The sequence below is a fragment of the Rhizobium sp. BK181 genome, from assembly GCF_014193305.1.
In the GTDB taxonomy this organism is placed as follows: Bacteria; Pseudomonadota; Alphaproteobacteria; order Rhizobiales; family Rhizobiaceae; genus Rhizobium.
On sequence record NZ_JACHZA010000012.1, the window covers coordinates 25,122 to 45,597 of the forward strand.

At 58.7% G+C, this 20,476-nt stretch carries 19 protein-coding genes, 1 pseudogene and 1 riboswitch; of the genes and pseudogenes, 8 read left to right on the top strand and 12 right to left on the bottom strand.

What is annotated here, in order from left to right; genetic code table 11:
• Positions 1 to 148: 148 nt before the first annotated feature.
• From panD to pmtA, 8 genes and pseudogenes are all read right to left on the bottom strand, one after another.
• Positions 149 to 601: an aspartate 1-decarboxylase gene (panD, locus tag FHT77_RS22455; RefSeq protein WP_183757059.1), complete on the bottom strand. Its 453-nt coding sequence runs from the start codon at positions 599 to 601 to the stop codon at positions 149 to 151.
• Positions 602 to 719: 118 nt separating this feature from the next.
• On the bottom strand, positions 720 to 1,709 hold the full coding sequence (locus tag FHT77_RS22460) for a beta-ketoacyl-ACP synthase III (protein WP_246712672.1): 990 nt from the start codon (positions 1,707 to 1,709) through the stop codon (positions 720 to 722).
• Positions 1,706 to 2,974, bottom strand: a complete 1,269-nt coding sequence (locus FHT77_RS22465; protein ID WP_183757060.1) for an adenosylmethionine--8-amino-7-oxononanoate transaminase — start codon at positions 2,972 to 2,974, stop codon at positions 1,706 to 1,708. Before FHT77_RS22465 ends, FHT77_RS22460 begins: the two co-directional genes overlap by 4 nt.
• A complete protein-coding gene (gene bioD, locus FHT77_RS22470; protein ID WP_183757061.1) occupies positions 2,971 to 3,609 on the bottom strand; it encodes a dethiobiotin synthase in 639 nt (212 codons plus the stop codon). The genes FHT77_RS22465 and bioD overlap by 4 nt, the downstream gene beginning before the upstream one ends.
• Positions 3,606 to 4,751, bottom strand: a complete 1,146-nt coding sequence (locus FHT77_RS22475) for an 8-amino-7-oxononanoate synthase (protein WP_183757062.1) — start codon at positions 4,749 to 4,751, stop codon at positions 3,606 to 3,608. Before FHT77_RS22475 ends, bioD begins: the two co-directional genes overlap by 4 nt.
• Complete coding sequence (gene bioB, locus FHT77_RS22480; RefSeq protein ID WP_183757063.1) at positions 4,748 to 5,722, bottom strand: biotin synthase BioB; 975 nt, start codon at positions 5,720 to 5,722, stop codon at positions 4,748 to 4,750. The genes FHT77_RS22475 and bioB overlap by 4 nt, the downstream gene beginning before the upstream one ends.
• A 199-nt stretch (positions 5,723 to 5,921) precedes the next feature.
• Positions 5,922 to 6,545 (bottom strand): GntR family transcriptional regulator, encoded by a 624-nt coding sequence (locus FHT77_RS22485; protein ID WP_183757161.1) that lies wholly within the window; start codon positions 6,543 to 6,545, stop codon positions 5,922 to 5,924.
• Positions 6,546 to 6,660: 115 nt separating this feature from the next.
• Positions 6,661 to 7,279: pseudogene (gene pmtA / locus FHT77_RS22490) on the bottom strand (phospholipid N-methyltransferase PmtA).
• Positions 7,280 to 7,657: 378 nt separating this feature from the next.
• Between pmtA and FHT77_RS22495 the strand changes: the two are divergent.
• Positions 7,658 to 8,542 (top strand): MBL fold metallo-hydrolase, encoded by an 885-nt coding sequence (locus FHT77_RS22495; protein WP_183757064.1) that lies wholly within the window; start codon positions 7,658 to 7,660, stop codon positions 8,540 to 8,542.
• A 960-nt stretch (positions 8,543 to 9,502) separates the two neighbouring features.
• Here FHT77_RS22495 and FHT77_RS22500 read toward each other — a convergent pair.
• On the bottom strand, positions 9,503 to 10,054 hold the full coding sequence (locus tag FHT77_RS22500) for a hypothetical protein (RefSeq protein ID WP_183757065.1): 552 nt from the start codon (positions 10,052 to 10,054) through the stop codon (positions 9,503 to 9,505).
• Between the two features lie 346 nt (positions 10,055 to 10,400).
• Positions 10,401 to 10,496: riboswitch (TPP riboswitch) on the top strand.
• 50 nt (positions 10,497 to 10,546) lie between these two features.
• Here FHT77_RS22500 and thiM point away from each other — a divergent pair.
• The 3 genes from thiM to thiD are packed head-to-tail and all read left to right on the top strand — an operon-like array spanning position 10,547 to position 12,799.
• Positions 10,547 to 11,350, top strand: a complete 804-nt coding sequence (gene thiM / locus FHT77_RS22505; RefSeq protein ID WP_183757066.1) for a hydroxyethylthiazole kinase — start codon at positions 10,547 to 10,549, stop codon at positions 11,348 to 11,350.
• Complete coding sequence (gene thiE, locus FHT77_RS22510; RefSeq protein ID WP_183757067.1) at positions 11,347 to 11,979, top strand: thiamine phosphate synthase; 633 nt, start codon at positions 11,347 to 11,349, stop codon at positions 11,977 to 11,979. Before thiM ends, thiE begins: the two co-directional genes overlap by 4 nt.
• Positions 11,980 to 11,983: 4 nt before the next feature.
• Positions 11,984 to 12,799 (top strand): bifunctional hydroxymethylpyrimidine kinase/phosphomethylpyrimidine kinase, encoded by an 816-nt coding sequence (thiD, locus tag FHT77_RS22515; RefSeq protein ID WP_183757068.1) that lies wholly within the window; start codon positions 11,984 to 11,986, stop codon positions 12,797 to 12,799.
• Between the two features lie 29 nt (positions 12,800 to 12,828).
• On the opposite strand, the gene FHT77_RS22520 is transcribed toward thiD, so the two are convergent.
• From FHT77_RS22520 to FHT77_RS22530, 3 genes are all read right to left on the bottom strand, one after another.
• Positions 12,829 to 13,677: a carbohydrate ABC transporter permease gene (locus tag FHT77_RS22520; protein ID WP_183757069.1), complete on the bottom strand. Its 849-nt coding sequence runs from the start codon at positions 13,675 to 13,677 to the stop codon at positions 12,829 to 12,831.
• Positions 13,670 to 14,608, bottom strand: coding sequence for a carbohydrate ABC transporter permease (locus tag FHT77_RS22525; RefSeq protein ID WP_183757070.1), 939 nt, complete (start codon positions 14,606 to 14,608; stop codon positions 13,670 to 13,672). Before FHT77_RS22525 ends, FHT77_RS22520 begins: the two co-directional genes overlap by 8 nt.
• 67 nt (positions 14,609 to 14,675) lie before the next feature.
• On the bottom strand, positions 14,676 to 15,986 hold the full coding sequence (locus tag FHT77_RS22530) for an extracellular solute-binding protein (protein ID WP_183757071.1): 1,311 nt from the start codon (positions 15,984 to 15,986) through the stop codon (positions 14,676 to 14,678).
• A gap of 215 nt (positions 15,987 to 16,201) precedes the next feature.
• Here FHT77_RS22530 and FHT77_RS22535 point away from each other — a divergent pair, with 215 nt between their 5' ends.
• From FHT77_RS22535 to FHT77_RS31530, 4 genes are all read left to right on the top strand, one after another.
• The gene (locus tag FHT77_RS22535) at positions 16,202 to 17,401 is read left to right on the top strand and encodes an ROK family transcriptional regulator (RefSeq protein WP_183757072.1); all 1,200 of its coding nucleotides are present in this window, start codon (positions 16,202 to 16,204) and stop codon (positions 17,399 to 17,401) included.
• A gap of 33 nt (positions 17,402 to 17,434) precedes the next feature.
• The gene (locus FHT77_RS22540) at positions 17,435 to 18,535 is read left to right on the top strand and encodes a Gfo/Idh/MocA family protein (protein WP_183757073.1); all 1,101 of its coding nucleotides are present in this window, start codon (positions 17,435 to 17,437) and stop codon (positions 18,533 to 18,535) included.
• A 16-nt stretch (positions 18,536 to 18,551) separates the two neighbouring features.
• Positions 18,552 to 19,193 (top strand): ThuA domain-containing protein, encoded by a 642-nt coding sequence (locus FHT77_RS22545; RefSeq protein ID WP_183757074.1) that lies wholly within the window; start codon positions 18,552 to 18,554, stop codon positions 19,191 to 19,193.
• Positions 19,194 to 19,615: 422 nt separating this feature from the next.
• Entirely contained in the window at positions 19,616 to 20,140 is a 525-nt protein-coding gene (locus FHT77_RS31530) for a (Fe-S)-binding protein (RefSeq protein ID WP_246712673.1), read from the top strand.
• The last annotated feature ends 336 nt before the right edge of the window (positions 20,141 to 20,476 follow it).

Genomic DNA, 20,476 nt, shown 5'->3' on the forward strand with positions numbered 1-20,476 from the left:
CGCCGCCAGACCGGGCGGCGCCACTTCGACAAATTCAAAAATCAACGGAGTGGCGATGGTCGGAGCAGAAGTTATGTCGCTGAGCGGTGACCTAACCGGGCCTGAAGAGGTCTGCGTTCGAGGCGCGATGCTGGGGTGGGCATTTGCCTTACCGGTCCGACACCAGTGTGGGTACTGGGAGAGGGTTGGAATTCTCATCGCGAATATCGAAGGCATAGCGCCCCCTCTCATCCAGCGACACCGAGTAACTCAGCCTGTCGCGGACAACGTTGTTTTCATCGAAGGTTAGGATCTTCGGCTTGATGGACGTCAGCTCCGCCTCGCCAAGATAGATCGAATTGCAAATGATTATTTGGTCGCCGGCCTGACATGTTCTAGCGGCCGCGCCATTCAAAATGCAGCATCGAGAGCCGCGTTCGCCAAGAATGACATATGTGGATATTCGCGCTCCAGAGTTTTTGTTCCAGATCTCGACAAACTCCATCGGCAGGATACCTGCCTCCTCGCAGTGGTCTGGATCGAGGGCGATCGACCCACGATAGTTCAAGTTCGCTTCTGTCACATAGATGCCGTGCAGCTTGCCGGCGACCACTTTTCTCATATTCCAACCTTTCTTTATCTCTCGCCGCGCCAGCCTTGCTGTCGCGCATGACGTCGATCGACGCGCGTCATGATGATCACCTGGTCAGCATGGGGCGGCCTTGCCCTGTCCTGATCGACTACGTGACCAATACGCAGGCACCGCCAATCATTCCCGCGCCGGCCGCGGCGAGAAGCAGGCATTCACCGGGAACAAATGGTTTCGTCGCATTGGCGATTGACAGTGACAGGGGAATTGTCGCGGCGGACGAATTCCCGAAGGCCTCGATTGTTCGCGCCGTCTTCGATGGATCGATGCCAAGATCGTTACAAACGGCATCGAAAATCCGGGCATTGGCCTGGTGCGGAACGAACCGGTCAACCTCAGATGCCGTCAGGCCGGCCCTCGCGAGTGCCTCGCGTGAGCATTGCGTCATGACTGCGACGGCGCGCGAGAAAACCTCTCTCCCGTCCTTCATAGACATCAGGAACTCCTCTCCGGCTATTTTGCCCGTAAAGGGGCGGTTGCTCCCGCCCGCTGGAATGGTGATCAGGTCATAGCCACTGCCATCGGAGGCGAGTTCGACCCCCCTCAGTCCAGCTTCGGGTTCGGCGGAAGGTGAAAGGACGACCGCGCCGGCCGCATCGGCGAACAGGACGGCGCTGGCGCGCTCGTTGGGATTGATGCGGCGGGACAAAATATTGGCGGCCACAACCAGAACCGAACGACCATGCAGGCGCACGAATCCGTCGGCCAGGGTTAGCGCGTAAAGAAAGCCCGAGCAGGCACCGGCGAGATCGATCGCGCCGGATCTCGTGAGCCCCAGCTGATACGCGAGCAGTGGCGCGGATGGCGGAAGCAGATGATCTGGCGTCGAGGTTGCTAGCAAGGTCAAGGCGACATCGTCCGGTGAGACACCTGAATTTTCGAGTGCCATCCGGCCTGCTTCTGCTGCGAGTGCACTGAGCGTCTCGCCAGCGCTTGCCCAATATCGGCTGCGAATACCGGTCCGGCGCTCGATCCAACCCGGTTCGAGCCCAAGCGTTGCCTCGATTTCGGTGCTGTCGACGCGCCGGCCGGGTACCGCATGCCCGAAACCCGCCATACGCGAGGAAGCTGCTGGTCTCATCGCGATCCTCCCTGAATGATTGTGGCAACCTCGTCGATCGCGTCGTAAACGAGGCTGAGCTCTGGGGCGCTGACGCAATAAGGCGGCATGAGGTAGATGACATTGCCAAGCGGACGAATGAGAAAGCCACGCTCGCGAAAGAGCCGCCGCATGCGCGGACCGACTTCTGCAAGATAGCCAGCGGCGGTTACATCCAGGTCAAGCGCAACGATGGTACCTGCCTGTCTCACCCCAGAGAACCGGTCGTCATCCTCAAACTTTGGCAAGTGCTGACGGTGGAGACTTCCCAATCTCTGTATACGGGAGCCTACATCCTCGTGTTTCCACACCTCGAGATTTGCGACACCGGCGGCGCAGGCAACGGGGTTGGCGGTATAGGAACTCGAGTGGAAGAATGTCTTGCGCCGATCGGTCGACAGATGCGCCTCATATATATCGGATGTGCAGAGCGTTGCCGCCAGTGGCAGGGCGCCTCCGGTCAATCCTTTCGAGGTGCACAAAATATCGGGTGACACATCCGCTTGCTGACACGCAAACATTGTTCCGGTTCGGCCCCAACCTGTCATCACTTCGTCGGCGATGACCAGACACCCGTGGCGGTGAGCGATTTCCCTGAGGGCCTTGAGGACCTCGGGGGTGTAGGTCTTCATGCCCCCCGCACCCAGCACCAGCGGCTCGAGCAAGATGGCCGCGATGCGGCCAGTGCGGCAGAATGCCTCGAAGGCGTCTAGCGCCCGCTGCTCGAGATCCGGTTCCGGAAACGGTATTCGGTCGACTCCAAAGAGCAGCGGCGCGTATGAAGCGTTGAAGACACCGCGTTCACCGGCGGACATGGTGCCGATTGTGTCCCCGTGGTAGCCGTGTTCCATCACGACAATTCGATCGCGCGCTTCGCCCGTGTTGTGGTAAAAGCCGAGCGCCATCTTCAAGGCGACTTCGACAGACGTCGAACCACTGTCGGAGTAGAAGACATGCCGTAATCCGGGGGGCGCAACAGCAACCAATCCTTCCGCCAAACGTTGCGCTGGCTCATGTGAATACTCGGCAAAAATGATCTGATCATACGCTTCGGTCGCGGCGCGGATTGCCTGCATGATGGCCGGATGTCGATGGCCGTGGGTGATCACCCACCATGAGGAGATGGCATCTAGAATTCGATTGCCATCCTCATCAACGAGGTAGGCTCCTTCCGTGGAGACGATGCGCTTCATCGGAGGTTCCAGCGCATGCTGGGTGAACGGATGCCAGATAATCGATCGGGTCATGGGCTGACCTCTCCAAATGCGGAAAGATCAAAATTGTCGTGGAACGCCCTCCTCAAACCCGTTGCTGTCAAGCTCGTCAGGATTGGCAATCGACCGAGGGACCGAGTGCCGCTCAATTTGCTGATGATGGATTCGGTTTCCAGGTTTTCATTACCGATAAAGGCGATGCCGAGGATCGGAACCGCGCGATGGCGCATCGCTTCGACGGACAACAGCGTGTGATTGATGGTGCCAAGCGTCGTCCGCGTGCACAGGATGACGGGAATCTGCCAAGCGGCAAACACATCGGCAAACACAAGACTTTCAGAGAGCGGGACCATGAGGCCCCCTGCCCCTTCGATCACAAGTGGTCCATCGACATCGGGTGGGACAAGCCTGCGCGGATCGATTGAAGTTCCGTCGATTCGGGCTGAAAGATGCGGCGAGGCAGGTGTCGAGAGTTTGTAGGCCTCAGGGAGGATGCGTTCAGAAGGCACGCCGCCCAATCGGGACACGGTTTGTGAATCCGTTTCCCCATCGAGACCTGACTGCACCGGCTTCCAGTAATGACCGCCCAACGCATTTGTGAGCGCAGCAGCAAATACGGTCTTGCCAAGGCCGGTATCCGTGCCGGAGACGACAAAGTGTGCCGTCATTGCCCATTCTCCTTCAGGATCGTGAAGAGCCGTTCGAACATTGCTGAAATCTGCTGTTCCTCCACATTCAGAGTAATGGAGATCCGCAACCGCGCCGTACCCTCGGGAACCGTCGGTGGCCGGATTGCGCGAATATCAAATCCTTCGGCCTGCATCTGGCGGGCAATCGAGACCGCGCGTCCGTTGTCACCAATCAAGACCGGGATGATCTGCGAGCCGCTCGGCGTCTTGGCTAGTCGGGATTGCAGTTGTGCGCTGGCAAAGGCGACGAGTTTCTCCAGGCGGGTCAGCCTCTCCGGCTCATCGGCCAGGAAACGAAGCGCCTCACGGACCGCCGCTGCCATTAGCGGCGATGGCGCGGTGGAGTAGATGAAGTTGCGGGCGCGATTGATAAGGTAGTCCACGAGGATCTTCGGCCCCCCCAGGAGCGCCCCGCTAGCGCCCAGCGCCTTGCCGCAGGTATGGACCGTCAGGACATGACTACCCGCCCCGAGATTGGCGGCAAGGCCTCGACCTTCTTGGCCGAAGACACCGGTTGCATGCGCTTCATCGACGACAAGGAAACCGTCATGGCGCCGGGCAAGTTCGGCCAACTCACGCAGCGGCGCCCTGTCACCATCCATCGAGTAGAGACTCTCAACGCCGATCCAAGGAACCCCCTTTCCTCCCTTGTCCCGCCATTCCCGAATTGCCTGCTCGACTGCACAGGCATCGTTGTGGGGCACGGCGCGGGTGATTGCCTTGCTGGCTGAGATCCCCTCCATTGCACTTGCGTGGATCAGTTCGTCATAGACGACAAGGTCGTCGCGCAGAGGCAGGGTGGAGAAGATCGCCGCATTCGCGGCATATCCGCTGGCGAAATATAGCGACTTCTCCACGCCGAAGAGCCGTGCCGCTTCCGCTTCCAGCATCTCGTGCTCGATGTGATTACCGCGGAGCAGCCGCGAGGCACCGGCGCCCACGGGAACACCCCGGTCAACCGCTGCCCTAATTGCCGCTTTCAGGCGAGCTGAATTGGCGAACCCTAGATAGTCGTTCGACGCAAAGTCGATGCCCGATGCCACGGTTACGGAACGGATGCGCGACTTGCGCTCCAACCCGGCCATGGTCTTCGCATAACGGGCAAGCGCGACCCCGCTCAAGGGCGATGTTCCAGTGGCATTGGTTCCAGGCCTAGGCGCCGAAACAGCATGGCGTCCTTGTCTTCACCGGGATTGTCTGCCGTCAGAAGTGTCTCGCCGACGAATATGGAATTGGCTCCGGCAAAGAAGCAGAGCGCCTGCATCTCATCGCTCATGTCGGTGCGTCCTGCCGATAAGCGGACATGGGACTTCGGCATCAGGATGCGGGCAAGGGCGATGGTGCGGACGAAGTCGATCGGATCGACAGCTACGGCATTGGCAAGCTTCGAGCCGGGGATTGGGATCAGCATGTTGATTGGCACACTCTCCGGGTGCTCCGGAAGGTTGGCCAATGTGACAAGCATGGAAATCCGGTCAGCAGTGGTTTCACCCATTCCGAGAATACCGCCTGCGCAGACCTTGATACCAGCATCTCGCACGGTGGCGAGGGTCTCCAGCCGATCCTCAAAGGTACGGGTGGTGATGACCTCGGGATAAAAACGTTCGGAGGTGTCGATGTTATGGTTGTAATAGTCCAGGCCGGCATCTGCTAGGCGCTCAGATTGCTCAGGAGTGAGCATGCCGAGCGTCATGCAGGTCTCCATGCCAAGAGCCTTGACGCCCTCGACCATCGCCACAAGCGTGTCCATGTCTCGGTCCTTCGGGCTGCGCCACGCCGCACCCATGCAATAACGGGTCGCTCCGCCGGCGCGAGCCTGACGTGCCGCAGCAAGGACCCGCTCGACCTCCATCAGCTTGGAGGCCTTGAGGCCCGTCGGATAGTGAGCTGATTGGCTGCAGTAACCGCAGTCCTCGGCGCATCCACCGGTCTTGATGGACAAAAGCCGGCTCATCTGAATTGCGTTTGGATCAAAGGTCTCGCGATGGATCTGCTGGGCGCGGAAAACGAGATCGTTGAAAGGTAAATTATAGATAACACCAGCCTCGTCGTAACCGATTTTTACCCTGATCGTCGCGTCCGCCTGCTCCATGCGATGCCTCCCTTCGATATTGATAGATAGAATCCATAATTATCTATAAAATGAAACGAGACGACTATGTGCAACAAACCAGCCGAAGAATTTCGGCAGTGCGAAATCAACCTGAGCGGGATTTGAGGCGCGCGTTCTTGAGCCGGCCAGGCCCAGAGCAATGGTTCCAGGGTGGGGTTAACAACCCGCACGTCGCAAGTCAGCGCTGAATGGGACCTATCCGCTGCACATGCCGTTCAAGAACGACGACGGCTTGACTGACTTCACCTTTTCGAAGGTGGTCGAGGATCAAGTGGTGATCGAGGTCGATCCGCGGGATCCATACCGCGCCATAGGTCGCAAACGCGTAGCGCGAACCCACCATCTGGAGATCATCGATTGTTGCCAACAATCGCGGCATTTTGCTTGGAGCCAGCAACAGGTGGTGGAAGCGCCGATTTGCCTCGTCCCAGGTTCGCGCGTCGCGTGCGGTATCACCAGCAATCATCGCCGCCATTGCTTCGTCCATGATGGATGTCGTCAAGTTCGGCGCGGCTTGCCGCAACGCCAGTCCCTCGAGGACCGAACGCATCAGCGCGGCTTCCTCTACGGCGGCCCGGGAAAAGCTTGCAACGCGAACGCCCCGGCGGCTCTCGCTAATGGCAAGCCCTTGGGCCTCGAGCCGGCGGAATGCTTCTCGCACCGGTACGTGACTGGTGTCGAACTCGTCGGCGATGTGGTCCTGCCTCAGCTTGCTCCCAGGCTCAAGTGCACCTGTAATGATGCGGTCCGCGAGAACGCGGCTAATGCGATTGGCAATTGTGTCCTCAGTGGCAGCGGTCATCATTTATAGATAAAAGCTGCCAGGCGCGCTGTCGAGCGTGCCTGACTATTGACCCACTGAAAAGAGAAGTTGGTGGTGCGGCCTCGAGCGGTGAAGGTCCGAAGGTCGTTCGTCGTTAGCGAGGTGGTCCCGATTTATTCTGCCCCTGCTTCTTCGCATACATCCAAAGCTGCGCGGGTGGAATGTTTCCTCATCATGAACGCGAGGTGGCGGACCTCGTATCCCGCGGGCAGCGCGACGACGGGGGACAGCAAGCCATAGGTTATCTGGACGACCGGCCTGCCCGCCGGGACGCGCTCGAGGAGGTCGAGGACGAGTTCCCGCCGCTTCTCCGGTGGCAAGTGCAGAAGCGGTATAGCTGAGATGACAGAGTCAAATTTGGTTTTGCGCTGCGCTCCCAGCGTAAGATCGAGGGCGAAGGCGTCGCCACATCGCACGTCGACTGCAGGGAACTGCTCGCGGAGATGGCGACAGAATTCCTGCGAATACTCGATCGAAATAAGATTCCTTGGGAGAACACCACGTTCCAGGATTGCCTTGGTGGTAACCCCCGTCCCCGGTCCGAGTTCCAGTACGGGAAGTCCGGAGCCCGGCTAAATGATGCTCGCCATTTTCGTGGCCGTCGCAACCGAGGTTGGGGTAGTTGCGCCCACCGCTGTACGGTCGCGCTTCCATCCCCTCAAAAACTCGATCTCATCCCTGAACTTCAAACTCACCCGCTGCCGTATGCTCACTGTTCGACTCCGCTCGTGTTTTAGTGATCGCGAACAGATATTCCAAAATCGACAAATGCAAGTCTCTTACCGGCGTTTTCAGTTCGAATTTGTCATGCTCGCGTCAACCCAATCTGCAGAAGGCAAAAAAATCGCCTCGCCTTCGACCAGCGCACGAGGATAGTGAGACCGCGCGACCACCGTCGCCCGTATGGGAGGAAATATTGCCGTCCACTAGAGGCGGCCGGCCAGGTCGAGGCCGTCCGTCGTCCCACACTCTTCTTGCGGCCGACCAAAGCTGCTCGGTCCCGATATGTTGTGTTCACGACAATGAGAGATGACCAAAGCTGTGATGAGACGTACAAGACATCTGCCGCCACAAGTACAAGGACCTTCGGTATGTCTTCGACAAGAGCTTCATTCGCTTTGACGTCGTTCGCAGCCCTTACCGTCGCTGCTGGCGCCTCCGCCCAGATGCCTCCTCAGCAACCCGACTTCAAAGCCTTCAGGATAGGTGCTCTTGAGGTCGTGGCGTTGCACGACGCTGAATTTGTGCGGCCGAATGATGGCAAGATATTTGGTGTCTCCCACACAGTTGGGGAAGTTGGCGACGTCCTCAAGGCCGCAGGCGTCCCAACTGACACCGTAACCCTCAGCGTCGACGCGCTGCTCATTAAGGAGCCGGGGCGCGTAATATTGGTCGACACCGGGGTGGGTGGCGCACTGGAGAAGTCTCTCACTCAGGCTGGTATCAAGTCGGAAGACGTCACCGACGTCCTGATCACGCACTCGCACCCTGATCACATAGGCGGTCTCGTCAGAGACGGGAAGCTTGCCTTCCCCAAGGCGACGATCCGCATGTCCTCGGCTGAATGGACGTTCGCCAAAAAGGACACACAACTCGCCGATATCATCAAGGTCATCAATAGCCACGTGCAGACGTTCAAACCAGGTGCAAAGGTCGTGCCGGCAGTCGTCTCGGTTGGACTGAAGGGTCACACGCCCGGGCATGTGGGCTATGAAATCGCGTCAGGCAAAGAAACGCTGCTCGACATCGGTGACACGGTGCACAGCTCGATCATTTCGCTCGTGAAGCCTGAATGGCCGGTTGGCTTTGACAACGATCAAAAAGCCGCCGAGAAGAACCGCATCGAGACCTTGAAAAAGCTGGCGAAGTCAGATCAGCTTGTCTTTGCACCACACTTACCATTTCCAGGTGTCGGCCACATCCAGGCCGACGGCGACCACTTCAAGTGGGTGCCGGGTGTCCCGGAAATGAAATAGCAACAAAAGACGCGGCAGCATGTCTTCCGGACTGCCGTGCTGATGGACGCGTGCGGTACGCATGGTTCCCTTCAACGAGACTGAGGGCGGATCGCCGTTGCGCGGTGGCATTCACAGTTGAGACAGAGCCGTCGAGGACGTCGCGGACACCCCGCCTCGGCGAAAAAATACGCTGCGAAATTCGTGGACGTGACAGTGATGCCGCTTGGGAGAAACGCACCCTTTGCAGTGATTTGGATCTCGTGGACGTGGGTTGCGCCCACTTCGACGATCTGACGGCAGGGCCGAAGGGCAGCCTTGGATGCGCCATATTCCTAACGAAAGTTGTGGGTGCGGAGCGCAGTGATACTCAGGGATCGTCACAACCGGCGCCAGACAAAGGCATGCCATTCCGAAGCATGGGCGTCAGATGTGCCGGGACCTCATTGAAGTCGAATCGTGCGGACTGGTCCGGCGGAAGATGGAGCTATATAGCGTTACTCGGCGTATTTAGTGATCCCCAACAAGGACGGCCACCTTCACGGAATGCGTCCTGCGCGTCGATCTCGCGTTCGGCGAGAAGAGTATATCGCTTCAGGCCGTGTCCCTGCGCAAAGGTGCACGAGTCGCACCTCTTGTCGCCAGTCTTTCGATTTGAAAAGCTTCGAACAACAGAGAGTCTTTTGCACGGTGAGAGGTCGCCGAAACATGGCGTTTTGCGACAGTAGCCCAAAGCCACTTCCTGGAAGGAACTATTGATCCACTCGACGTTAACGCCTTGGTGTCTTTCGCCTTCACGTCCGGACAGCGCGCTTCCCTGGAGGAGTATTGAATCCAGCGCGTGCGCGATGCCATGGTATCATGCTCGCCCCTGGAGGCATCATGAGGGCGACTGACGAAACTCACACTGTGCGAGCCCGTGCAACCGCTTCCTTGCGGTGATATTCGCCGCCAACTTGTATGGCCTGCAACGCTCGTGGTCTAGGCCGATGCGTCAGATTTGGGTTTGCGTCCACGTCTTGCCGCGCCCGGTTGCGGGGCGGTTGTTGCTTTCGTCTTCGAGGCTGGTTTCGCACGGGAAACGATTGTCTTCGTTGTAGCAGAGCTTGCTGTCGCAGCGGGCTTGGACGGTTTGTCCATTGACTTGGCACCCGCCGACTTGGCTGCATTCAGGAACCCGACCCGCCGAAGCCGGTTCTGTTCGAGCGCCTGCTGGAAGCCAACGTCGTTCTCTGCGTGATAGGCAAGGTCATCGAGAAACTCGGCTACATCCGATGTCGATGAGACGACGACATAGCTCAGGCCGTGGCCTGCATCGACGGAGTCTCGACCGACCGTAACGCCGAACCCGCCCGGTACCTTCTGAAACCACGTTGAACGCCACTTGCTAAAGCCAGATGTGTCGCGCTCGTATTCCTCTAGATAGGCCTTCTGCTCAGCCACTCGTCCGCGAAATACGTCAACGATGTTTTTGGCACCTGGAGTCGGCTTGGTTGCCTTCTTGGTAGACCACTTTTCAAGGAAATTAGCCATTGATTGCATCTCCACTCATGTTGAGGCATCAGAATGAGAAGACTGTCTTTCAATAATCGTTGAATCTATGCAGTTCTGTTAGAAGTCAATGCATTCAGTTGCGCAGACTGCATAGGGGCGATCTCGATATACACCAACTCTTCCTTCCCGCAGTTGCCGAACACGCGGTGGCAGCTCCGACAGGTCGATATCTGCGAGCTTGGTGCTGGCATGTCTGCTTCGGTGAGACTTTGAGACAGTCCGCGGTGGAGTGCCCGACGCATCCGTTTACGGGCAGTCTCTCGTGTTCGTTTCGCCATGTGCATTTAGGGGATGACAGGCGCTCTCTTCTCTGCGAGAAGCTTGGCGTGAGAGACAGGGGCGCCACCGTCTGGTTGGCTGAGACGTACCCTTTGAACCTGAACCGGATAATGCCGGCGGAGGGAGTCGCTCGGGATCCTTCGCTTAATGCATTGGTCTCAGCGCCTTCCTTCCCCGATCGAAAGGCGAACCATGCTGTTTCAAATCCCACCTGGGACATTGCTGAACGAGCTGCGAGAGCATGTTCCACTTGTCCATTGCATCACCAATTACGTTGCCATGAACATTGCTGCCAACGTCCTTCTGGCAGTCGGGGCCTCTCCTGCCATGGTGCATGCAGAGGAGGAGACCGCCGAGTTTGCCAAGATTGCCGGGGCACTAACGATCAACATAGGTACGCTATCATCCGGGTGGCTGCGTGGCATGGAGGCAGCTGCGATTGCCGCGAGGCAATCTGGCAAGCCATGGGTTCTCGACCCCGTCGCCCATTACGCAACGTCGTTCCGCCGTGCTGCTGCCGACCGACTCATCGAGCTCGGTCCCACCATCGTCCGCGGCAATGCCTCCGAAATCATCGCTCTTGCCGGGGGTGCTTACCGAGGCAAGGGCGTCGACAGCGGGGACGGCGTCGAACACGCTGAGTATTCTGCCCGGCTGCTTGCCGACAGGCACGGTGCGATCGTCGCGGTAACGGGCGCCGTAGACTTCATCACTGACGGGAAGCGCGCGGTTCGCATCGAAGGTGGCTCGGAATTGATGCCGCAGGTGACAGCACTGGGTTGCTCATTGACCTGCCTTGTCGGGGCATTTGCGGCTGCGCGACCCGACGTGCCGTTCGATGCGACGGTTGCGGCCCTTGCCACTTTCGCTGTTGCCGGTGAACTGGCGGCCAGCAGGTCTCAGGGCCCGGGCTCTTTTTCCTGGCGGTTCCTGGACGCGCTGGCAACGGTTGATGGGCCTTGTCTTGATCACAGCGCAAAGGTTGCGGGCGCATGAAGAACCTCGATCTTTCTTTCTATCTTGTCCTTGATCCAGACCTTTGCGCTTCCTTCGGGCTCGTGGCGACAGCGCTTGCTGCAGTTGCCGGCGGGGCGACCGTGGTTCAGTTGCGCGACAAGCGAGCTGCCACCGATCAAATCATCGAAACGGGCCGCGCGCTGAAGATGGCCTTGTCGGGCACAGGTGCGCGATTGATCGTCAATGATGACGTCGAGGCTGCGCTCGCGGTCGGTGCAGACGGCGTCCATGTCGGTCAGGACGACATGGATGTCCGCCTGGCACGCGCCCGCATTGGGCCCGACATGGTCCTCGGACTATCCGTGGAAACGCAGGCATTGGCAGAGGCGGTAGATCCAACAATTGTCGACTATGCCGGGATCGGCCCGGTGTTTGCGACCCCGACAAAGGCGGACCACAAGCAGCCAATTGGCTTTCATGGCCTTGCCTGCCTGATAACGTGTTGTCCCGTTCCATCCGTCGCGATTGGGGGACTGAAGGCTGGCCATGTGCGTGAGGTGTTTGCGGCGGGAGCCAAGGGTATTGCTGTCGTCTCCGCAATCTGCGGATCTGCGGATCCTGAGGCCGCCAGCCGTCGGATATCCTCGAACATCAGAAGCATAAGGTAAATCAATGATCCGCAACATACTCACCATCGCCGGCTCAGATCCCTCGGGAGGCGCGGGAATCCAAGCCGATCTCAAGACATTCTCTGCATGCGGTGTCTATGGGATGGCGGTGTTGACCGCGCTGACAGCGCAGAACACCCAGGGTGTCTCCGGCGTACATCTCGTCCCCGCTGCATTCGTTGCGGATCAGATCAGAGCTGTGTTCGCGGATGTGCGTGTCGACGCTATCAAGATTGGCATGATTGCCAACGCGGAAATTGCCACCGCCATAGTCGATGTGATTGTGGAGCATGAGGAGGTGCCGATCGTTCTTGATCCGGTCATGGTGGCGAAGGGTGGAGCCGCCCTCCTCGACCTGTCTGCTGTTGACGTCATAACGCGACGCCTGTTGCCGCTCGCCTCACTGCTGACGCCCAACCTGCCAGAGGCTGCCGCACTGCTTGGTGAAGACGTGGCTCAGTCACGGGAGGAAATGGCGGATCACGCAAGACGCCTCAGGGCAATGGGCCCGCAAGCAGTCCTCGTCAAGGGCGGTCATCTTTCTGGCGGTGAAAGCCCGGATGTCCTGGCGTCGGACGCGGGACTGGATTGGTTCGAAGCAAGCCGGATTGCGACCGCGAATACCCATGGCACCGGTTGCACGCTCTCGAGCGCGCTGGCTGCAGAGCTCGCAAAGGGTGCGACGCTTCCCAACGCGGTTGCCAATGCAAAGGGTTACCTTGCGCGTGCTATCGAGCATTCCGGATCGTTAAGCGTAGGCTCGGGGCATGGTCCGGTCCTGCATTTCCATCAGTTCTGGCCTCTGCTTGAGAGCCGTTGAGACGCTGGCGATTGACATGTGGCGGGGCGTCAGGATTTGACCGCTCCCGCTGTCAGCCCTGCAATGATATGCTTCTGGGCCAGGAAGAATACGACGATGGTCGGCATGATCGTCAGCGTGATGAAGGCGAGTACAAGCTGCCACGCAGTGCCAAACTCGCCGCGATAGACCATGATCCCCAGGGGCCATGGATACATCGTCTCGGAATTCAGCATGATCAATGGCAGAATGTAGCTGTTCCAGCTACCGACGAAGGAGATGATACTAACGGTCGCGATGATCGGCCGCGATAGGGGCAGAGAGATGTGCCAGAAGAAGCGGATGTATCCGCAGCCATCGACGATAGCCGCCTGAAATAATTCTTCCGGAAGGTTACGAAAATAGTTCCGGAACAAGAGAATGCTCATGCCGAGCCCAAAAGAGACCTGCGGTAAGACCACGCCCCAGTAGGAATTCAACAGCCCCAGGTCACGGATTCGTATAAACAAAGGGAGGATTGCGGTCGCTGCCGGAAACATCAAGCCGATCAGGAAGTAGTTGAGCAAGAAGCCGGCACCGAAAAACTTCACATGTGCGAAGGTGAAAGCGGCCATCGCAGAGACTGAAACGGTCAGGCAAACTGTCAACGTCGCGATGATCAGAGAATTCATCATCTGCCGCCAGTAGCGGTCTCCGAAGAGAATGTCGGTGTAGTTCTCCGGATGCCATGTGGCAGGCAACCCGAAAGGGTTGGTGCGAAGATCGCCGAGATCCTTGAAGCCGCCAAGCGCTGTCGTCAACAGCGGCACCAGCACGATCGCGGCAATGAGCGTCAGCGAGACGTAGAGGTAGATCTTCGTGCCGGTAGCAATCCGGGCGGTTGAGGCCGTGTCAGTCATTGCGCATAAATATCCGTTTGTAACCGAAAGCGAGCGTCACGCAGATGACGAACAGGACGACACCGACGGCGCTCCCGAGGCCAACCTGCATGCGCGTGACGCCAAAGTTGAACAGGAAGGTGACCATCGTCTGTGTCGCGTTGAAAGGCCCACCGCCGGTCAGCGGCATGATGAGGTCGAAGAGCTGTAGTGAACCAACGACGGCAAAGAAGACGGACAGTCGGACCGTCGAGCCGAGCAGTGGCAGCGTGATATAGCGGAACCGCTGCCAACCGCTGGCGCCGTCGATTTCGGCGGCCTCAAGCACGCTCTTGTCAAGCGACTGCAGTCCGGCGATGAACAGCATCATGTGGAAGCCGAAGTACTTCCAGACGACCACGGCCAGTACTGCGTAAATTGCCAGGTCCTTGTCCGCAAGGACATAGGGTGTCTCGACACCGATGAGGTGGGCCGCCGAGGCAAACAATCCGTAGTCGCCGTCATAGACGAAGCGCCAGATGAGACCGGCCGCAACCTCGGCGAGGACGTAGGGCAGGAAGAAGATCAAACGGAAAAGAACCACCCCGGCGATCCGGTGTGCCAGCATCATCGCCAGCCAGATGGCAAGCGGAATCTGGATCAGGATCGAAACGACGATGATCAGGGCATTGTTTTTCAGAGCCGTAAGGAAGGCAGTGTTTTTGAACAGAACCTCGAAGTTCCGCATTCCAACGAACTGCGTCGGCAAACCGTAGCCGTCCCATTTGTAGAGACTGTACCACGCTGCCTCGCCCATTGGGAGAATGACGAATATCGTAAAGAGCAACAGGGCTGGAGGCAGAAACAGGAGCAGGACCGGCAGCCGTCGCGCTAGGCTGGGATCCTTGCTGCGCGCCGATGATTTTACAGCCGAGCGCTGACGGATGACGCCAGTTGCGCTTATAGTGGTCATGTCGGCAGATCCTTCTGATGCAGATTGATTGCGGCGCGGATATCTCTCCGCGCCGCGACAGTCGTGATCAGAGCTGATCCTGCTCAAAGGCTTCCTGGATCTGCTGTGATCCGTCGGCAGGGCTCATCTGACCTGACACGATGGCCACGGAGACGTCGTTCACGACACGGCCAACGGAGGGGCCAAGATCCTGATCGAAGAAGTTCTGGTGCCAGGTCGAGTGCGCCAGCTGTTCTGCAGACTGGTGCAACAAGGGGTTCGTGACACCATCCTCGGCACCGACGGTGACAGGGATGAGCATGCCGGCCTTTGCCATTTCGCGCTCATTTTCGGCATTCGTCAGGTAGGCGAGGAAATCGAGCGTTTCAGGGGGCGCCTTTTTCGTTACCGCCCAGCCGTTCAAGCCGCCGAGAGTGTCTGTGACGGCGCCAGCGCCGCCGGCAACCGCTGGGAATGCGAAGCGACCGATGTTGTCGGGATCGAGCCCCTTTCCGTCACCGGCATTGGTGCGCTGGTTCGCCGCCGTATTTTCGAAGCCCAAGATCATCGCCGCCTTGCCGTCGCCGAAGACGCCGAGGGTTTGCGGCCAGGTGGCGCCGAGATACCCCGGCTGGAACGGCTCCAGCTTGCCGAGCTCGGCTAGCTGTTCGCCGGCCCTGACGATCGCCGGGTCGTTGAAACCTTCGCCATCACCAGCCTTCGCCGCCTCGAATGCCTTCTGGCCGCCATTACGCATGACCAGATAGCTCCAGTAGAAATGGATCGGCCATTTCTCGCCACCACCGCCAGCAATCGGCACGATGCCGGCATCCTTGAGCTTCTTTACGGCAACCAGATAGTCGTCCCACGACTTGATGCCGGCGGCATCGACCCCGGCCTCGGCAAAGAGCGCCTTGTTATAGAAGAAAGAGACGGTTCCCATCTTGAATGGCACGGCACCGATTTTTCCGTCATAAGACAGGCCCTTGACTGCCGCCGGGTTATACGTTTTTACCCAGGCACCGTCTTTCGCGTTCATCGCCTCTGTGAGATCCATCAGCGTCACTGTGGCCAGCTGCTGCTTCAGCACGCCACCGCCCCAGCTGTAGAAGAAATCCGGCGCGTCGCTCGACTGCAACAACGTCGGAAGCTTCGCCTTGAAGGCCTCGTTTTCCAGGAACTGCATTTCGATCTTCACGCCGGGGTGTTCGGCCTGGTATTTGTCCGCGATCTTGCGCCAAATCGCGACGTAATTCGGATCGAGTTCAAGATGCAGCCACCTGACTGTCGTGTCTGCTGCCGCGCTTCCCGCAGCAATCAGGAGCGTAAGTCCGGTCGCTGCAGAGCGAGAGATGAAACGGCTGCGAAGCATGGCTTTCGCCTTCATATGGTCAAACATGATTTCTCCTCCAGTAAGGGCAAAAATCGTCCTCTTCAATTTTTCCCTTATGCGGATTAAATCATCGGGAGGTTTTGGCGAATGTCAACTACCCTGCAGAAAAATGACAGTTTTTCCTTGACATCGGGGGGCGGCGACGCGTTATTTAATTCGCATACCGTTGAAATTATGAGTCCCGTGCGCTTTACGGGACATGGAAGAGCCGGCTCGCCCACATGAAGACCGCAGATCCCGAATTGATGCGCGCGATCAATCGTTTGAATGTGCTGGACACGATCCGCCGTCACGGGGCGATATCGCGTGTCGAGATCAGTGAGCGAACGCAACTGTCGACGACGACGGTGTCGGCGATCACCGGCTCTCTCCTCGATGACGGGCTCATCCTGCCTCGCCACGAGGGCGACATTCGCAATGAAGCGGCACGCGGCCGGCCACGGGTGATGCTCGAGCTCAACCCGGATGCCGCAAGAGTGGTCGGCGCCAAGATTGCCGCGAACCGCCTCGTTTTCGTGGTGGCCGACTTTCGTGGCGACGTGTTGTCGCAACTCACCCTTCCCATTCGGATCGATCGACAGCCGATCGGTGTGATTGCCGATCTTGTGGAAGATGGCGTGCGGCGCTGCGTGGTCGATGCCGGGCTTTCGCTCGAAGATATCGATACGGTCTGCCTTGGCCTTCCCGGCGTGATTGAGCATCGCACCGGTCATATTCGCAGCAGCCAGATATTCCGCGACACGAATGTTGATTTTGCCGGCGAGATGACAGCCCGCCTAAACACGCCAACAATCGTGGAGAGCGATGCACACGCCATCACGCTTGCCCATCACTGGTTTGGAAAGGCGCGCGATCTAGAGGATATGGTCCTTATTTCTCTGGAACAGACGCTCGGTCTCGGGGTGCTCCACGACAATCAGTTGTTCCGGGGCGCCGGCGGGCTTAGCCACAACCTCGGCGATCTGGTCCTTGGGATGGGACCGCGCGGCGTCGTGAGACTATCCAGCCAGGCTGGAGAGAGCGAAATTCTGGGTGACCAACCTGCCAGTGGCCGCTTTGCCGAGGCGATCCGGCTTGGGCGCGGAATGACGCATGCTCAAGCCCTTATCAAGGCCGAAGATAACACCTTGATCAGTGCCGCCATCCGCGCTGGAGAAGCCGTTGGCGTGGCGATCGCCAACATCGTCACTTTGTTTGCGCCCCCCCGCGTCATTCTTGTCGGTTCGAGCCTGGCGCTCGGCGAGCCGTTTCTCGACAGCTTGCAAAACGCCTATTCACTCGCGGTTCCCCCCTCGTTGAAGGGAGTTGCTGAACTTGTCTTTGACGATTCGACCGACGACTTCTGGGCGCAGGGGGCAGCTGCGGTAGCGCTGTATGAACTCTACGAGTCGCCGTGGAACACTACCGGTCCGGCGCTCTGATCAACAAATCACGACATTCAACGGGAGGAAATAATGGAACCAGTCGGTATCGGCATTATTGGGTGCGGGAACATCTCAGGCGCCTACCTCAAAGCGATGGCGTCCTTCCCCATCTTGGATGTTCGTGGTGTGGCAGACCTGAACCATGATCTGGCTGTGGCAAGGGCCAACGAATTCAACGTGCCGGCACGACGCATCGATGAGCTGCTTGCCGACCCCAAGGTCGAGATCATCGTCAATCTGACGATACCGAAGGCGCATGTTGCGGTTGGCCTGCAGGCGCTTGAGGCCGGCAAGCACGCCTATTCGGAAAAGCCGCTCGGCATCAATTTTGCGGAAGGCAAGCGGCTTGCTGACGCGGCAAAAGCCAGGGGTCTGCGCATTGGCGCCGCACCCGACACGTTCCTCGGCGGCGGCCATCAGACCGCGCGCACGCTGATCGATCAGGGCGTGATTGGCCAGGCCGTCGGGGGAACTGCGACCTTCATGTGCCCCGGCCACGAGCGCTGGCATCCCAACCCTGCCTTCTACTATGAAGTGGGCGGGGGACCGATGCTTGATATGGGACCCTATTACATCACCGATCTTGTCAATCTTTTTGGACCGGTTGCGCAGGTGGCGGGCTTCGCCGTCACGCCGCGCAAAGAACGGGTCATTACCAGTGAGCCGCGAAATGGTGAGCATATTCCCGTGCACGTCCCTACCCATGTCGCGGGCCTCATGGCCTTCGTGAACGGTGCTGTTGTCCAGATCGGCATGAGTTTCGACGTCGCCGGTCATAGGCACGTTCCGCTGGAGCTTTACGGAACCGAGGGAACCCTGATCGTCCCCGACCCGAACCACTTCGGTGGCGACGTGGAGGTGCTGAGGAAGGGTGGGACCTTCGAGCTGCAGCAACCAACAGCGCCTTATGGCGACGGAAACTATCGCTCGATCGGCGTTGCCGACATGGCGCACGCGATCCGCTCGAACCGTACGCATCGCGCAAATGGCGACCTCGCCCTGCATGTCCTTGAGGTCATGGAAGCGTTCCACACTGCTTCCGCGAGCGGCCGTACGGTCAACATAAGCACTCAAACAGAACGGCCCGCGCCGCTGGCACAGTCGCTCGTCGACGGCCGCTTGGCGAAGTAATTATCAGGAGGAAAATATGCGTGAAGCACTGATCGTCTGGGGCGGATGGAGTGGCCATGAGCCCCAGGAATGCGCGGCAATCATCAAGGACATGCTGGAGGAGGACGGCTTCAAGGTCTACGTCGAGCATACGACCGAAGCCTTTGCAGACCCATCGGTCCACGACCTCAGCCTCGTGGTGCCCATCGTGACGATGTCGAAGATCGAGAAGGAAGAGATCAAAAACCTGGCGGCGGCGATTGAAGGTGGGGTTGGCATTGCCGGATACCATGGTGGCGCCGGTGACAGCTTTCGGGACTGCGTTGAATACCAGTTCATCATCGGCGGCCAGTGGGTCGCCCACCCTGGAAATATCATCGACTACACGGTCAACGTTACCCGCCCTGACGATCCGGTCATGGAAGGCATCGGCGACTTCCCCTACACGTCCGAGCAATATTACATGCATGTCGACCCGTCGAACGAGGTGCTGGCGACAACGCGTTTCACCGGCGACTATGCCTATTGGATCGACGGCGTTGTAATGCCGGTTGCATGGAAGCGGAGATATGGAAAGGGGCGGGTTTTCTATTCCTCCCTCGGTCATCAGGCCAAGGAGTTCTTGGTGCCCGAGATGAAGACGATCTTCCGACGCGGCGCGAACTGGGCAGCACGCTGAGGCAACATGATATGCCGGTGCGGTCCATCGCCGCTCCGGTATTTAATAAGGATACCGTACGAATTCCTCGACGGTGTCAGATGAAGCGTTCAGCGGTCGGCGACGGAGTTGAGCGGCTGCGGGTAAGCAGGGACAGCGAGCGGACGAGGCGGAGATCGGCGATTGGCCGAGTGGGGGAATTTTCTGGGAGCACGGCAAGGTGTGCGCAGAGCATACCTGGTGGCGTTTGTCGGAGCTGCGGCATGATGCGTTTCGCCGTATCAAGCAGGCGTTCAATCGGGACAACGGATTCAATCCCGGGAAGCTCGTCGCATTGAGACAACGCCGTTTCGCGCCGTGAATGCCGCGGATAATGATCCGCTCAGCCTTCGTTCAAATGCAACGGCAATGCTCAATGTCTGAGCTATCAACGCAGCAATGTCATGTGCCCATCGTTCAAGGTGACGCGAGACCTTCATCACTCCCCGAAGGGCCGCGCTGACGCACTGGGACACTGGCACCGGGCCTATCGGCAACATTACGCAGACGAACAGTTGGAGAGCGATATGCTCTCGGCACTCGACGGATGTCTTGGCTGCAAGGGCTGTGCCACTGGATGTCCAGTCCAGACCGATATACCCCGGATGAAATCCCACTTCCTCGGCACGCTTTATCAGAAACGTCGGCGCCCTCTCGCTGACGGGGTGTCGCGACTGGAAGAGTATTCATGGATCATCGAGCGGTACCGCAAGGTATTTGCAATTGCGCCTCGGATCACGAACGCGATGACGGAAAGAATGACTGGCTTGCGCGTAAACTCTTCCTTCATTGCAGCGAAAATAGGCGTCCCGGCGCGAACGCATGGAAGAAGGTCTTCGCCGCACTCGATGCGCCTGTCGAACTCGCCGCAACGGGATGTTGCGGCATGGCTGGATTGTTTGGCCACCAGAAGCGGCATCAGCACCTGAGCACGCGGGTTTTCGATTTGTCCTGGGCGGGGCAGCACGAAGGACAGAAGGACGCCATGGTTTCCGGCTTCTCATGCCGTTGTCAAACGGAGCGGTTCGCATCTGTTCGCAGCGAGCAGCCGATGCGATGGATTGCCGACGCTATCGATGCCGGTTCGAGGTAGACGTGAGATGCGCCAGGTCGGTTGGCCGTTTGACTGCGCGTTCGTTGTTTTCGGAAGCGCTTGCCTCGAACGGACTCATGGCACTTGATCCTGTTGCTTGGAGCAAGGATTGCTCAAAACGTCCGGCAGCAACTGACAGAACTGCGGGCTGCGCGCATCTCCAGTGGCCGCC